We start from the raw sequence: 15,106 nt of genomic DNA, 5'->3' as shown, positions 1-15,106 counted from the left end.
ATGATGATCTATGTGTGGGCATTTGTCATAGGCGGATTAATCTGCATGATTGGTCAGTTAATGTTTGATGTAGCCAAGCTTACTCCTGGCCATACCATGTCAATTCTCGTAGTAGCTGGGGCAATTGTCGATGGATTTGGCTGGTATGAACCGCTTGTTGAGTTTGCTGGAGCAGGCGCAACTGTGCCAATTACCAGCTTCGGTAACCAACTCGTGCACGGCGCGTTAACGGAGCTTTATGAGACAGGCTGGATTGGAGTAATTTCAGGAATATTTAAGCTTACGAGCTCGGGGATATCATCAGCGATTATCTTTTCGTTTTTAGCAGCGCTGTTCGTTCGACCGAAAGGGTAAGCGCCATAAAAGCAATTTTCAGAACGTATAAGTTACAGCAAACAAGATAACAGCATAAATACAACAACGTAAACAGGCCAATCTCGAACTGATTGGCCTGTTTGTGTTGTTAACTACAGCTATTTATTGTTGTGATGTCGCTCGGCTAGGGTAGCGATGCTATGAATTAAAATTTGCTCAACCTGCTTTAAACGCTCTACATTCAATGCTGCCTTCGTTAAGGCTGATCGCTTTTCTTCAAGCTCGGCTGCCTGAGCAAGTGCTTGATTGCTGCGCTTCATCTGCTCGCGATATCGGCTCGCTACCTCAGCCAGCTCCTTGCTGAATCGTTCATCTGTATCAGGTGCAATTGAAATTTCATACATATCGATGATTTCGTCATTGTCTAGCGTAGGCTCGTATTCATGCGGAGCGGTGCTGTCAAATATCGCAAAGCCCAGCTCACGACAAATGACCATGTCCAAGCTGTTAGGATCCAGACCGCATTGATAAACCTCGATATCATAATTCAGCTCTTGACCTCTTGCAACGAGCTTGCGAAGCAAGGTGGACTTACCTGATCCAGGGCGGCCTTTGATTAAATATCGTTTTAATCCTGCTGTCAATTCTGGAATAAAGTCTACAGCACCCTTCGGAGTAGCCGCTCCCAGAAAGCGCGTCTTGATCGATGCAGACTGACCCAATCGCTCTTCAGGAATCAGCTTGCTGGCAAGCTGCTGGGCAAAGGCATTTGCTGCAGCAAAGCTGCTTTGCTCAATATATATTTTTTCCCACTCGTCATGTATGTTTAATGCTTCTGCATAACCGCGATATGCTTCTTGATGCAGCTCGGTTATTTTAAGCGTCCATGCGTCAATTATTGATTGATGTGTACTAAGACTAGCGATATCATAGAAATCGTAAACATTAAGGGTCGTAATGGATCTAGTATGGTCATCAATCGAGATACGATGTGGTGGAGTAGAGCTTAGAACCGCCAGGTTAATATCGGGGAAGATGATAGCCTGAAGATGCTCGGGATCAGAGGGATGATGGACAAGCTCAAGCTGAACGTCATCTTGACGGAATGCCTCGTAAATACGCTCCATAATTTCGCTATTGTCTGATAAATAAGGACCATCGACCAGGCATACATTGTTTATCGATTTCAAAGCCTCTGGTATAAGAGTTTGATAGCCTCCTGCTGTATTGCCCGTTAAAAAATAGCGTAGATGTGACAAGTGCTCACACACCTTTCTAATCGAATTTGGGGAATATTACATCATATTACCTAATTCGCAAACGGTACATCGTCCAATTAAAGAGATCTAACTTTAAGCATTTAGATAAAGTAACAAATGAAATTGTAATGTCTTACAAGAAATAAGATTTAACGTGTTTTTGATATATCTCGCTTATTAATTGCTCTATAATTAAATAAACAGCCTAGAAGAAGATGCTTGAAATGATTAGGAATTAGGAGGAATTTCTTATGAACAATCGTTCAATTGCCATGCAGGCTTGTAATCAAATGTATCAGCAGCTATGCTCAGCCATTCTCGGAAAAGAAAGTGAAATTGAGCGATTATTAATAGCAATCCTTGCTGGCGGACATGTATTGCTTGAAGATGTGCCCGGCACCGGTAAAACACAGCTTGTGAAGTCGCTAGCTACTGTTTTGGGCGGTCAATTTAGAAGAATTCAGTGCAACCCGGATTTACTGCCGACAGATATTACAGGTGTATCTATTTTTCATCCTGCCGAGCAACGCTTTGTGTTCCGCAGCGGTCCTGTACACACCAATGTATTACTGGCCGATGAGATCAATCGAGCTACGACCAAAACTCAATCCGCATTGCTTGAAGCGATGGAGGAAGGCTATGTCACGGTTGATGGGGAAGGCTATAAGCTGCCAGAGCCGTTTATCCTGCTGGCGACGCAAAATCCGATCGAATTCGAAGGCACATATTCGTTGCCAGAGGCCCAGCTAGACCGCTTTATGTTGAAATTATCGCTTGGTTATCCTTCGATTAAGGACGAGCAGGCAATGATTCAAAATATAGATCGCATACACCCTTCAGATCACATTTCCCCATGTATTGAAATCAGTCAGCTTATTTCCATTCGACAATATGTAGATGCTGTTCACTTAGATGATTCTGTCGCTTCCTATCTATTAACACTCATCCAGGGGACAAGAGGACATATTCATTTGCGTCTTGGTGCTAGTCCTCGTTCATCAATATCGTTGGCCAAAGCAGCACGCGCTCGCGCATTTTTGAATCAGCGAGAGTTTGTCATTCCTGATGATGTTAAAGCACTATTTCCTCATATTATCGGTCATCGTGTGCTTCCAAGCATGGAAGCGAGAATGCAAGGAGTGACGACCGAACAAGTTTTGACGCAGCTGCTGGAAACAACTCCAATTCCGCTCTCTGTACTTCGGTAGAGGGGATGGGATGTAATGCGTAAAACAAAATGGCTGGCCTTGATATCCTGTTATTGCTCAAGTCTGCTTTTTTACCTGTTTCAAGGAGGTCGAAGCTCGATTCTGCTTTTTGGCTTCCTGAACGCACTGTTGCTTTATTTGCTGCTCGTGAAGATTCTTGGAATGAGGAAGCTGCAAGGCACGCGATCACTTGGTACCAATGATCAGCAGTATATGGCGGGACAAACCATTAAAGTGGCAATTGGTCTTAAACAACGCAGCTTTATACCAATGCCTTATATGGTTTTGGAGGATTCGATGACCAGGCATGATGGTCAAAAAAGACGCTTTAAGGGAACGGTTTCGCCTAATTTATTGGGAGAAGTTGAATGGACATATGAGATCCGTGGTGTAAAACGTGGAATTTATCATTTTGAGCAGTTAGATTGTTCGACCTATGATGTATTTGGCTTATTGGAATACAAGCGATCCCTAAAACAGCAGTCGCAGGTTCAAGTACTCCCTCGCATTATGAAAGATGTGAACTGGGAGCAACTGCTTAGCGGCAGAAAAGGACAATTCCATTTGCAATCTATGGATCGATATGCAAAAGAGAGCAATCAGCAAAGTGGCATACGCGATTATGTGCATGGGGATCGGTTAAGCCGTGTTCACTGGAATGCGACTGCTCGAACGGGTCAATGGAAATCGAAAGATTTTGAAAAAGAGGCAATGCCAAAAGGGATTGTTATTTTGGATCGATATGTGCCTGGTAAGTCGGCCCATCAAGAGGATGATTCCTTTGAGGCACTTGTTTCGATTAGTGCCTCGTTGCTGCAGTACGGGATGCAGCAACAGCAGCTGTTCACACTGCTGTCGCCAGGCAAGGAGCTATGGAGCAGTAGCAGCTATCATGGAACAACTGGCTACTGGCAATCAATGAAGCATCTTGTGACGGTTGAGCCTGATAGCGAACATCCGCTTAGCATGCTGCTGCAGCGTGCTGTACTTGAACTTCCGCTTGGAAGCACAGTTATGCTTATAACCTCTGATGCATCAAAGGATATGCTCGCAGCGGCTACGTTGCTGAAGCAACGAGGCTTCGCTCCGATCATTTTTTATAGCGGTTCTGCTTTATCTCGCAATCAAGGAATGGGAAGCACAGCTGCCAATGCCTTCGTGTATACAGGCATACCATTCTATGATCTGACAAGTGATACGCACTGGTCCGCTGCTGCAGGAGGTGAAGGTTAGTGGATGCAACTAAGCAGCATTTATCAAGATTAATCTCACTTCTAGCCGTACTTTTTATTGTAGATATTATCAGTGTATTCCAAAATTATTGGTGGAAGGACACGTTCCGATCGGTATACTGGACGCTTGCAATTATCGCCTTCTTGAATTTGCTGTTTCCTAAACGTCATCTTATGCTGCGCATACCGCTTGATTTGTGCATTGCAGTAATCACGACATTTTGCGTAACTTGGCATCGACAGCCGGAGACGGTAGAGCGGTTCATCGAGCGTTTGCCTGTTTTGCATCCTTTTCTTGAAATTACGATGGCTGTTGTGCTTGTGCTCATGTTGGTTGAACGCTTCACAACCAGCAAATCCCGACTCATGCTTGTGTTCGCAATTGGGTTGCTGACCATAACGATTCGAGATTCTTTCTCACCGCTCAAGCTATGGATTAACGTGGTAGTGCTAGTCGTTATCTTTTTGTTATGGCACACGCTTATTCATTATCGTTCGTTAGATAACAAAACAATGACCAATCTTTTGAAGCGGCCACTGTCCTTATTTGTCCCGTTTACTGCGGTATTGGCTATTATCACGATGATCGGCATCAGTTTGCCGCATGGACCTCCTTTGCTTGAAGACCCTTATGCATTATGGAAAAAGTCCAGGGGAGAGTCGGTTCCAGCTTTTCTAGGAGATACAGGCTACGGTGCGTCTTCGCCCTCCAGTCTCGTCACGACCTCCGGCTACAGCAGAGACAGCTCAGAGCTGGGAGGCGGGTTCAATTATGATTATTCTACCGTTTTAACGGTGACAACGAATCAAAAAGGATATCTTAAGGGTGAGACGAAAGCTTACTATAACGGTAAGGGCTGGATTGATGGAAGTTTAGGGAGTCCTGAGCCGGTACGGTTGATGGATGCGATCTCCAGTACTGAGGCACCGCTAGCGAAATACGCAGATATTGAACAGCAGGTAACCGTCCATCGGAATGAATGGCTGCCTGCCATATTTAGCAATGGCCTGCCTCGTATGATCAGTGAATTGCAATATACGTATTCCGAGAGCGAGAATGAGGAATATGTTTTTGAGATGGATCCGTCTTCGACACTTATCGGATACTCATGGAATGAAACAACGGCTTCATTACTCGCTCCTACTGAGCAAACGTCTCTACCAATTACGCACTACACCTTGCAATCCAGTGCACTTATTATTGATCAGGACGGATTGAAGCAGAGTCGTGCTGCATTTGGATCGAACAATGTTAACGACCAAGCTGAAACGAGAGCTTATGTTACAATTCCTGAAACCGTACCTGAACGTGTTCATGAGCTGGCAAGAACAGTCACAGAATCGGGAACGAATGATTATGAGCGCGCGCTTTTACTTGAGCAGTACTTAAAAATGAACTATTCGTATACGAACTCGCCGGATTTATCCCGAATTATAGGCAGCTCTGATGATTTTGTTGACCAGTTTTTGTTTGAGCTGCAAGAGGGGTATTGTGATTACTTTTCAACGTCTATGGTCATCATGGCAAGAGCGTTAGACATGCCTGCTCGCTGGGTAATCGGGTATACAGCGGGTGTGAACGTGGTAGAAGAAATGTATATGAACAATCCTTTCATGGAATCGCAAATGGGTAATTCGTTAGACACTAGCGGAACGTATACTGTGCGCAATGCGGATGCCCATTCATGGGTAGAAATTTATTTTGAAGGGTATGGCTGGGTTCCATTTGAGCCAACGCCTGGATTCACGCTTCCTCAACAGTATGAGGCTAAATCTGCAGAGGATCTATTAAATGAGCTTCTTACGCCTGAAAATTCTACTGAAGTGGAGGAACAGGTTTCAGCAAGAGGTTGGAACTTAACTGATACGCAAAGAAGCATCATCTGGTGGAGCTGCGCAGCATTGCTTATTGTGATTATCGCAGCGATTGTCATTCGCTACCGCCTAACATTACAGATTCGTTGGCGCAAGCTTCGCTATTACGCTTACTCGGATAAACAACTGATTATATTTGAAGTCAATCAGTTGCTGCGCAAGGGCAAGAGGTTAGGACTTCCATCAAGCGATACCTCGACTATGCGTGAAACGCTTCAAGCATGGAAGGAGTATTATCCATCCTTGCAGCAGGAACTCGAACAGCTGCTTACCTATTTTGAAGCTGCAAACTATAGCAAGCATGAGATGACAACCCAAGATGTTGAAAAAGTAAGAGCCATAATAGAACGAGTAAAGCTGTCATGGAAAAACAAAAAATGAGTAGTCTTTTCCACGTATTTCTTCTATTATATATAGTGATACAATAGAAGGAATGCATCGTCATTGATTCCCGTCCGTGTATGTAGAGCATGCGGACGGGATTTTACTTGTTTTGCAACGAATTGAATTTATGGTATATTCGTAAGATACAAGAAGCGAAGGAGTTCATTAAATGGTTGAAGTGTTTCTACCTAAATTAAGAGTGAATTCGATTTATGATATCCCATTGGACGAGCTGTATGCTCAAGGATATCGAGGGCTTATTACGGATTTGGACAATACGCTAGTTGGAGCAAAGGCTCCGCTTGCTACTGATGAGCTAGTGAAGTGGCTAGCAACCGTTAAGCAAAAAGGATTTGATGTCGTCATTGTATCCAATAATAACGACAGTCGTGTTGGGGCATTCGCTGCTCCATTAGGCTTGCCGTATATTCATGCGGCACGAAAGCCAGCGCAACGTGCGTTCAGCAAGGCGTTAGGGATGCTTCAGCTAAATGCGAATCAAACATTGATGATCGGTGATCAGTTAATGACTGATGTTTTTGGCGGCAATCGCATGGGACTTTATACGGTGCTTGTTGCTCCAATATCACCTAATGATGAAGGCGTTATGACGAGGATCAATCGTAGATTGGAACGTATCGCGATTGCAAAGCTGCGTAAACGCGGCTTGTGGAAAGAGGAGGATTAATTATCGTGCAGCATGAAAAGGATAAGCAACAGCTAAGCTGTGCAGGGTGCGGAGTTAGCATCCAAACTGAGAAAAAGGAGCTGCCAGGCTTTGTGCCAGAATCAGCTCTGCAAAAAGAGCCGCTCATTTGTCAGCGCTGTTTTCGGATTAAGCATTATAATGAAGCTTCATCCGTTGCGCTTGATCAGGATGATTTCTTGCGCTTGCTCAGCGGAATCGGCAATACCCAATCGTTAGTGGTGCATATTGTTGATATTTTTGATTTTGAAGGCAGCATGATTTCTGGTTTGCAGCGCTTCGTTGGTAACAATCCTGTTTTACTTGTTGTTAATAAGGTTGATTTGCTACCAAAATCAATCAACATGAATCGCATTCGTAATTGGGTGCAGCGTCAGGCGAAGGAGGAAGGACTCCGAACGGTTGAAGTTGTACTATGCAGCGCAAAACGCAATATCGGCTTTGAGCGTGTAATTGAAGAAATCGAAAAACATCGGGACGGAAGAGATGTGTACGTTGTTGGTGCAACTAATGTAGGCAAATCTACGCTTATTAATCGTTTGATACATGATTATAGTGATTTGGAGCAGGAATTGACAACCTCTCGTTATCCTGGCACGACATTGGATGCGGTGCGTATTCCGCTTGATGATGGTAAGGCGATAATAGATACACCAGGGATCGTATACAGCAGTCGCATGACGGAGATTGTTCCGCGTTCCTTCTTGGGAACCTTGCTGCCTGACAAGCCGATTAAGCCGCTAGTTTATCAGCTTAATGAAGGACAAACCTTGTTTTTTGGAAGCATTGCTCGGTTTGACTTTGTGGAAGGCGAGCGCCAATCGTTCACGCTATATGTGGCAAATGGAATGAATATACATCGTACCAAGCTTGAGCGTGCAGATGAGCTGTATGCTGAGCATAAAGGGGAATTGCTGGGTGGACCTACGTTAGAAGAGCTTGAAGAAATTCCCGGCTGGACGCGCCACACGATCCGCATTAAACGCGGCAGCTTTAGCGACATCTATATTTCAGGCTTGGGATGGATTCAAGTCAACCGTGATAGTGGCGCGCTGGTCGATGTTTATGCGCCAAAAGGAATTAAGGTGCTGCAGCGCGACTCCATGATTTAGATAGCGAATAAATTGGGAGAGGTTCGAATGGAGCTTACAAAGTGGCGAGAGCAACAAGGGGATAAGAAACAGTTGTTTTGTGTCATCGGCGATCCGATTGCACAATCGAAATCCCCACTCATGCATAATCGGGCTTTTCAGGAGCTGGGATTACAGAGTGCCTATGGCGCTTTTCTAGTAAAGGAAGACCAGCTTGAAGCATTTATAAAGGAAGCAAGAGACTGCCATCTTGCTGGATTAAATGTTACAATTCCGCATAAGCTCAATGTAATGAAGTATCTGGATGCTATTGATCAGGATGCAAAAGAACTGGGAGCAGTCAATACAATCGTGAACGACAATGGTCGGTTAATTGGCTATAATACGGATGGAATTGGCTATGTTCGTTCCCTTAAGGAAGAGGCGATTGCCTCTCTGGAGCACGCAGCGATTGTTGTCATTGGAGCAGGGGGGGCAGCTAGAGGAATTGTTCATGCTCTGCTGAAAGAAAAGCCCGCTCGTATTGTATTAGTGAATCGCTCAATAGATAAAGCAGAGCTGCTTGCTTCTTCTCTTCAACACAACGGTGTTATACAGGTATGTGGACTGGAGCAGCTGCAATCTGTATGCGCCGATGCAGATGTTGTCATTAATACAACATCTGTCGGTATGTATCCGAATGAAGAGGAACAGCCAGCTTTAGGCTCGTGGCTAAAACGAGGGGCTGTTGCAAGCGATCTAATTTATAATCCGCTATATACCCGCTTTGTAGAAGATGCTGAAAAGCACGGATGCATGAAGCACGGCGGTCTTGGAATGTTTATATATCAGGGCGCATACGCATTTGAATATTGGACAGGGTTAAAAGCACCAGTACAAGCGATGCGAGAAGCGGTTATGGAAGCTTTAGCAAAACGATAATGGAATGTGATTAAAGGAAAGAGGTTTTTTATATTATGCTAACAGGAAAACAAAAGCGATTTTTACGTGCACAGGCTCATCATTTAACACCGATTTTTCAAATTGGCAAAGGCGGTACGAATGAGCAGCTAGTTCGACATATTGAAGAAGCAATCGAAAAGCGTGAGTTGATTAAACTGTCAGTGCTAAATAACTGCCTTGACGATGCAAAGGATATTGCACAAGAAGTAGCTGAAGCTTCAGGCTGCGAGCTTGTTCAAGTAATCGGCAAAACAATCGTATTATATAAAGAGTCGAAAGATCATAAAACGATTGAGCTGCCGTAAAAGGCAACAGAGGAAAGCTAAGGAGCTGGCGTTATGCGAAAAGTCGGAATTATGGGAGGAACGTTTGACCCGATTCATTATGCTCATTTAATTGCAGCGCAGAGTGCGATGGAGTTTGCTGCTCTCGATGAGGTATGGTTTATTCCAACGTCTTCTCCACCGCTAAAGCCCAATGCGCCGCTTGCAACGGAAGAACAGCGGCTTGCTATGGTAAACTTGGCTATTCAAGGTGAGCCTAGATTTCGCGGATTGGATATTGAGCTTAATCGGGGCGGTACCAGCTATTCGATTGATACGATCATGGAATTGCGAGCAATGTACCCGATGCATCAGTTTCATTATATTATCGGCTCTGATCGAATTCATGATCTGCCAAGGTGGCATCGTGCTCAAGAGCTGATTCAGCTTGTTGGCTTTATTGGGCTTAATCGTCCCTCTGAGCCACTTGAGCTTGACCAGTTGCCCACGCAATGGCAGAGCAAGCTGACGATAGCGCCTATGCCTCTAATTGAAATTTCATCAACGGAATTAAGGAAACGCGTGAAAGCAGGAAAAGCACTGCGTTATTATGTACCGGATGAAGTCGAGTCTTATATAAGGAGGCATCGGTTGTATGAATAAAGAAGACATTATTGCATCGGTTTCCAAGCAAATGCCAGAGCGTCGCTGGATTCATACACAGGGTGTAATGGTCACATCTCGTTATTTAGCTGAAAAATACGGGGAGGACCCGGAGCGAGCTGAGCTTGCGGCGATTATACATGATGTAGCCAAGTATTGGCCAGTTGAAGAACAACGTCAGTATATTGTGAAGCATCAATTGAATTGTGAATTGTTGGATTACAACAAAGAATTGTGGCATGCTGAGATTGGTTCCCATGTCGCATGGGCACAATACGGAATAGAGGATCAAGGAATTCGCGATGCGATTCGGTATCATACGTCTGGTCGTGCCGGGATGAGCTTGATCGAGAAAATTGTATGGCTTGCGGATTATATAGAGCCAGGTCGGGATTTCCCTGGAGTGGAGGAAGCAAGACGACTTGCTGAGCAAAGCCTGGATACCGCGATATTATATGGACTAAATGCTACTATTACAATATTAATTGAACGAAATCGTATCATCTATCCTGGTACGGTCACAGCAAGAAATAGCTTGATACTAACAATTTGACTATAGGAGGACTTTTATGAATGTAACGATTGAAAAAGTACTGGATGCTGTAGTTGCAGCTGCGGAGGATAAAAAAGCACATGATATTGTCGCGCTAGACCTTCGCGGTGTTTCGCTGGTGGCGGATTATTTTATGATTTGCAGCGGTAATTCTGATACACAAGTGTTGGCGATTTCTACAGAAATTCGCAAGCAAGCAGATAAGCTTGGTCTACAAGTTCGCGGTGTAGAGGGAGAAAATACAGCACGCTGGGTACTCATCGATCTTGGAGACGTTGTTGTGCATATCTTCCATCGTGAAGAGAGAGAGTACTATAACATTGAAAAAATATGGTCTGATGCGAAGGTTGTGGACTTGGGATGAGTTTTGTAGCGGGTACGCTTGATACCTTAAAGGTATCGCGTGAGGTTTCTCCGTATGGTTATTTTTTGACTGATGGGGTAGACGATGTACTGCTTCCTTATACGGAGCTTGTCGGTTCTAAACCACATATCAATGATATGGTTGATGTATTCCTGTTCTACGATTCCGAAGACAGAATCTGTGCTACGATGAAAAAACCGCTTATTACATTAGGGGAAATGACTCGTTTGGTGGTGGCGGATGTTCATCCAAGATTAGGCTGCTTCCTGGAGATGGGATTAGGCAGACAGCTTTTGCTGCCGCTTAGCGAGCTTCCTGAAAAGTTGGAGTATCGCCCAATTCCAGGGGACGAGGTTTTTGTCTTTCTCACACATGATAAGAGCGGCAGACAAATTGCCAAGCTTGCACAAGAACAGGATCTGGCACCTTTAATGTTTACTGCTCCTGCAGCTTGGAAAAACCAATGGGTTGAAGGCTGGGTCACGAAAAGCTTGCAAATGGGATCTTTTGTTGTGATTGACGGAGGTGTCGTTGGATTTGGAGCTTATGGGTTAATTCCAAGCTCTGAGCGAATCGAATCACTCCGTTTGGGTCAGCGTGTACGCGCTCGCGTTACGTTCGTGCGTGAGGATGGTCGAGTCAATCTGTCGATGACACAGCAAAAGGAACATGGTCGCATTGAGGATGCCGATCGTATTCTTGCTTTTTTGAAGGAGCGGCCTACCGGAGGAATGCCTTATTCTGACGAAACAGAGGCAGAGCTTATTCGCAATCGTTTTGGTATTAGTAAAAGTGCTTTCAAAAGGGCGCTTGGCAAGCTAATGCGTGACGGCATCGTTATACAGCAGGGCAGCTGGACTTATTTGGCGGAGCAAGCACCTAAGAAACAGGAACAGCCCGAAGGTGATCATTAATGGCATCATATGAACAGTTTGCAACGGTGTATGATAAGCTAATGGCTGACATGCCCTATAAGCAATGGATTGAGTTTGCTAAGCAGGTGTGGAGCCGTCACGGCGCCCCTCAGCGGATCGTGGATCTGGGATGTGGAACTGGAACAATCGCAATCCCATTGGCTAGTGAAGGACTTCATGTAACCGGAATTGATTTGTCTAATCATATGCTGAACATTGCGCGGGAAAAGTGGAGGCATCGTTCGATGCATACAGGGCAATTGGAGCTTGTACAGCAAAACATGTGTAATTGGCGAACCGATGAAAAGGCTGATTCGGTGTTGTCATTTTGCGACAGTCTCAATTATCTTATTGATGAGGACGAGCTGCTTTCTGCGTTTCAGGCTACTTATGACGGATTGAGGGATGGCGGCACGTTTTTATTTGACATGCACTCCATCGCAACGTTCGAAGAGTACGCGGAAGAACAGCCATTTGTATACGATACTCAGGACGTTTCTTATTTGTGGGTATCTGATTATGACCACGATGAGCATATTATCGAGCATCACATTACGATTTTCGTAGCTGACGAAGACGGACGCTATAATCGAATTGATGAGGTTCATATCCAGAAAGCGTATTCCGAGATGTGGCTGAAGGCTGCTTTGCAAGAAGTCGGTTTTCGAGAGGTTATAGCATACTCTGATTCAGAGCATACAGCCAGACCGAACGATGTTAACCGTTTGTTTTTTGTAGCAGTAAAGTGAATTGAAAGTTAAAGTACGACATCTAATCGATGATTAAGAGGCTACTGCGAGCTTATCATGCTCGCAGTAGCCTCTTTGTTGTACAACGTTATTCTCTTAATGCATCCGACAGCTTGGAATGCATGCTAGCCTTTGTGTATGACGTCTGGCGAAGCTTTAATAATGATTTTTTAAGCCGCTCGTTTTCGTTGGCGAGCTCAACAACATAGTCTAGCAGCGGGTCATCTTTTATGTTAGCTGCCTGCATCAACTGCTCAAGTCTTGCAACAGCTTGTTCAATTGTCATGTCATGCTTCATAGCATCCTCCGGGTGAATTGCTCATTTATTTTTTGATAATGCCAAAACCTATCATCTAATGTTATCGTACCATACTTACTCCAATATGTGACATATAGACAAAGCCCATTTTTACGAATAGAATATGAGATGGATAAATATTAATACTTTTATTATCAATTTAACATAAGAGTGTAAGTAGAATTAATAAATGACCGGATGGAAAATTAGTCCAACTCGATCATTTAAAACATCAGTACATAAACCTTTCATACTATATTGAAGTTAGTGCTACAAGATCATTTTTTTGTGAGAGGAAGCCAGTGAATGAGGGCGAGGTATGGACATGCATAAGCAGACGAAAGATCACGATTCCTTGAGCTTGAAAAAGATTGTACTTATATACCTCATGACCGGCTATATGTGGGTTATTGCTTCGGATTTGGCACTTGGTTGGATCATTAATCATCGTATTAACATTTTTGAAACGATAAAAGGCGTAAGTTTTGTTACTGTTACGTCAGCTTTGCTCGCAATATTATTAAAAAAATACATCGGACAAATTGTTCAGGCAAAACATAATGCGGTAGCGAGCGAAGAAAAATATATAGAGATTTTTCATACTGCAAATGATGGCATCGTAATTTTGCAGCTTCAGGATGACGAGCCATATTGCATGCGGATTTTGGAAGTGAATGAGGTATTCTCAAAATATGTTGGCGACAAGCCGATTGTCATTGCAAACCGATCATTTGACAGCTATGTCGTGGAAAAAGATAAGCTAAACGATATCAGAAGAGCTATCAAAGAAAAAAGCTACTGCACGGCGGAGGTTTCTCTTTTCAGCAGAGCAAATAAACGGCTGCCAGTCGAAATTAGCTTTAGACAGTTTCAGCGGCACGATGAAAATGTGATCGTCGCTGTCGTTAGAGATATATCGGAGCGTAAACGCACAGAAGAGCATGCACGTTATATCACCTATCATGATGTGCCTACGGGCCTGCCCAATGGTCACTCCTTTTACGACATGCTCTATTCCAAAATAAATGATAAAGCGGAGTTTTCAGTCCTTGTGCTTCACATTGAAAGGTTCGAATTGATTCAAGATGCTTTCGGCAGATTGGGAAGCAATAACATTATGGTACAAATCGCGGAGTTGTTAAAGCACTGTGTGAGAGAAGACTGCCAGCTCTTCAGAATGGATAATATCTCATTTTCAATGATTGTGAATAACAGCCAGCGCGCTTATGTCGAAAGCATTGCAGCTGACATTAAAGCACAGCTGGAGAAACCAATTTGTATCGAAGGTGAAGAAGTTTGGCCGGAGGTTTATCTTGGCTACGCCCAATATCCTGTGAATGGGGCAGACACAGACAAACTCATTCATCATGCCTACACGGCATTATTTCACGCGAAGGATGTTGGCGTAACATATATTATTGATGAAGTGAACAAAGACAACGATGCTAAGAAAAAAATATTGCTGGCATCTGAGTTGAAAAAATCGCTAATCGATAATCAACTTGAGCTTTATTTTCAGCCCCAATTGAGTCTAAGCTCTAATGGGATTATCGGAGTGGAGGCTTTGATTCGCTGGAAGCATCCCAAGCTGGGAATTATTCCTCCTGCTGACTTTATCCCGATAGCTGAAGAGAATGGGTTTATTTTAGCAATTGGAAAATGGGTGATGTATGAGGCTTGCAGGCTTGCAAAACAGATGCAAACCGAGCATCACTTGTTTGTTCCGATCTCTGTAAATGTGTCGGCTAAACAATTTTGGCATCACGAACTGCTCGACACGATTCAGGATGCTTTGCAAACGTCGCAGCTAGAGGCTCGCTATTTAGTGCTTGAGATTACAGAAAGTATTACGATGAAGGCTGGTCAGGGTATTCAAATTTCAACCCAGCTGCAGCAACTTGGCGTGAAGCTAAGCATTGATGATTTTGGAACCGGATTTAGTTCATTTGCTTATTTGAAAAAGCTGCCGCTTTCGGAGTTAAAGATCGATAAAAGCTTTATCCAGGATCTTGTAGAATCTAAAACCGACCGAGATATCGTTCAATCTATCATTTCACTCGCCCATCATCTGCAACTAGATGTAGTAGCTGAGGGAGTGGAGACGGAGCAACAAATTGCTTGTCTGATTGAGCTTGGCTGTGATATCATTCAAGGATATTATCTCTCTCGTCCGATTCCTTTCGAGCAATTGGTTGAGCTCTTGAAAAGGCATCACGCGCAGTCCATATAACCCGAGATTCAGATATAATCCGTTATATAGTTGTGTGTGAAGGTTACTAGTCCTACCCGT

General features: G+C 43.9%; 16 protein-coding genes. 14 read left to right on the top strand and 2 right to left on the bottom strand.

The genetic code is table 11. From position 1 onward, the window contains the following. Positions 1–3: 3 nt before the first annotated feature. Positions 4–354, top strand: coding sequence for a stage V sporulation protein AE (spoVAE, locus tag ACFP56_RS02360; protein ID WP_379231754.1), 351 nt, complete (start codon positions 4–6; stop codon positions 352–354). A 119-nt stretch (positions 355–473) separates the two neighbouring features. Here the strand turns inward: spoVAE and ACFP56_RS02355 are convergent, their stop codons facing one another. After that, positions 474–1,574 (bottom strand): hypothetical protein, encoded by a 1,101-nt coding sequence (locus tag ACFP56_RS02355; RefSeq protein WP_379230710.1) that lies wholly within the window; start codon positions 1,572–1,574, stop codon positions 474–476. 251 nt (positions 1,575–1,825) lie between these two features. Between ACFP56_RS02355 and ACFP56_RS02350 the strand changes: the two genes are divergently transcribed. From ACFP56_RS02350 to ACFP56_RS02295, 12 genes are all read left to right on the top strand, one after another. Further along, positions 1,826–2,782, top strand: coding sequence for an AAA family ATPase (locus ACFP56_RS02350; protein ID WP_379230708.1), 957 nt, complete (start codon positions 1,826–1,828; stop codon positions 2,780–2,782). 15 nt (positions 2,783–2,797) lie between these two features. Beyond that, positions 2,798–4,015: a DUF58 domain-containing protein gene (locus tag ACFP56_RS02345; protein WP_379230706.1), complete on the top strand. Its 1,218-nt coding sequence runs from the start codon at positions 2,798–2,800 to the stop codon at positions 4,013–4,015. Beyond that, a complete protein-coding gene (locus tag ACFP56_RS02340) occupies positions 4,015–6,270 on the top strand; it encodes a DUF4129 domain-containing transglutaminase family protein (protein WP_379230704.1) in 2,256 nt (751 codons plus the stop codon). The genes ACFP56_RS02345 and ACFP56_RS02340 overlap by 1 nt, the downstream gene beginning before the upstream one ends. A gap of 172 nt (positions 6,271–6,442) precedes the next feature. Next, positions 6,443–6,961, top strand: coding sequence for a YqeG family HAD IIIA-type phosphatase (locus tag ACFP56_RS02335; RefSeq protein WP_379230702.1), 519 nt, complete (start codon positions 6,443–6,445; stop codon positions 6,959–6,961). Between the two features lie 5 nt (positions 6,962–6,966). Next, positions 6,967–8,091, top strand: a complete 1,125-nt coding sequence (gene yqeH / locus ACFP56_RS02330) for a ribosome biogenesis GTPase YqeH (protein ID WP_379230700.1) — start codon at positions 6,967–6,969, stop codon at positions 8,089–8,091. A 27-nt stretch (positions 8,092–8,118) separates the two neighbouring features. Beyond that, positions 8,119–8,991: a shikimate dehydrogenase gene (aroE, locus tag ACFP56_RS02325; protein ID WP_379230698.1), complete on the top strand. Its 873-nt coding sequence runs from the start codon at positions 8,119–8,121 to the stop codon at positions 8,989–8,991. Between the two features lie 35 nt (positions 8,992–9,026). Continuing rightward, positions 9,027–9,317, top strand: coding sequence for a ribosome assembly RNA-binding protein YhbY (gene yhbY / locus ACFP56_RS02320; RefSeq protein WP_379230695.1), 291 nt, complete (start codon positions 9,027–9,029; stop codon positions 9,315–9,317). Positions 9,318–9,350: 33 nt separating this feature from the next. After that, complete coding sequence (gene nadD, locus ACFP56_RS02315; protein WP_379230693.1) at positions 9,351–9,938, top strand: nicotinate-nucleotide adenylyltransferase; 588 nt, start codon at positions 9,351–9,353, stop codon at positions 9,936–9,938. After that, entirely contained in the window at positions 9,931–10,491 is a 561-nt protein-coding gene (yqeK, locus tag ACFP56_RS02310) for a bis(5'-nucleosyl)-tetraphosphatase (symmetrical) YqeK (RefSeq protein WP_379230691.1), read from the top strand. Before nadD ends, yqeK begins: the two co-directional genes overlap by 8 nt. A gap of 16 nt (positions 10,492–10,507) precedes the next feature. Next, positions 10,508–10,855: a ribosome silencing factor gene (gene rsfS / locus ACFP56_RS02305; RefSeq protein WP_379230688.1), complete on the top strand. Its 348-nt coding sequence runs from the start codon at positions 10,508–10,510 to the stop codon at positions 10,853–10,855. Then, positions 10,852–11,769, top strand: coding sequence for a CvfB family protein (locus ACFP56_RS02300; protein ID WP_379230686.1), 918 nt, complete (start codon positions 10,852–10,854; stop codon positions 11,767–11,769). Before rsfS ends, ACFP56_RS02300 begins: the two co-directional genes overlap by 4 nt. Then, entirely contained in the window at positions 11,769–12,518 is a 750-nt protein-coding gene (locus ACFP56_RS02295) for a class I SAM-dependent DNA methyltransferase (RefSeq protein ID WP_379230684.1), read from the top strand. The genes ACFP56_RS02300 and ACFP56_RS02295 overlap by 1 nt, the downstream gene beginning before the upstream one ends. 88 nt (positions 12,519–12,606) lie before the next feature. Here the strand turns inward: ACFP56_RS02295 and ACFP56_RS02290 are convergent, their stop codons facing one another. Next, positions 12,607–12,816 (bottom strand): hypothetical protein, encoded by a 210-nt coding sequence (locus ACFP56_RS02290; protein WP_379230682.1) that lies wholly within the window; start codon positions 12,814–12,816, stop codon positions 12,607–12,609. Between the two features lie 319 nt (positions 12,817–13,135). Here ACFP56_RS02290 and ACFP56_RS02285 point away from each other — a divergent pair, with 319 nt between their 5' ends. Beyond that, positions 13,136–15,046, top strand: coding sequence for a sensor domain-containing protein (locus tag ACFP56_RS02285; RefSeq protein WP_379230680.1), 1,911 nt, complete (start codon positions 13,136–13,138; stop codon positions 15,044–15,046). Positions 15,047–15,106: the final 60 nt, after the last annotated feature.

Source organism: Paenibacillus septentrionalis (genome assembly GCF_042659865.1).
GTDB lineage: Bacteria > Bacillota > Bacilli > Paenibacillales > Paenibacillaceae > Pristimantibacillus > Pristimantibacillus septentrionalis.
This window is presented reverse-complemented; position numbering and strand designations above follow the sequence as displayed.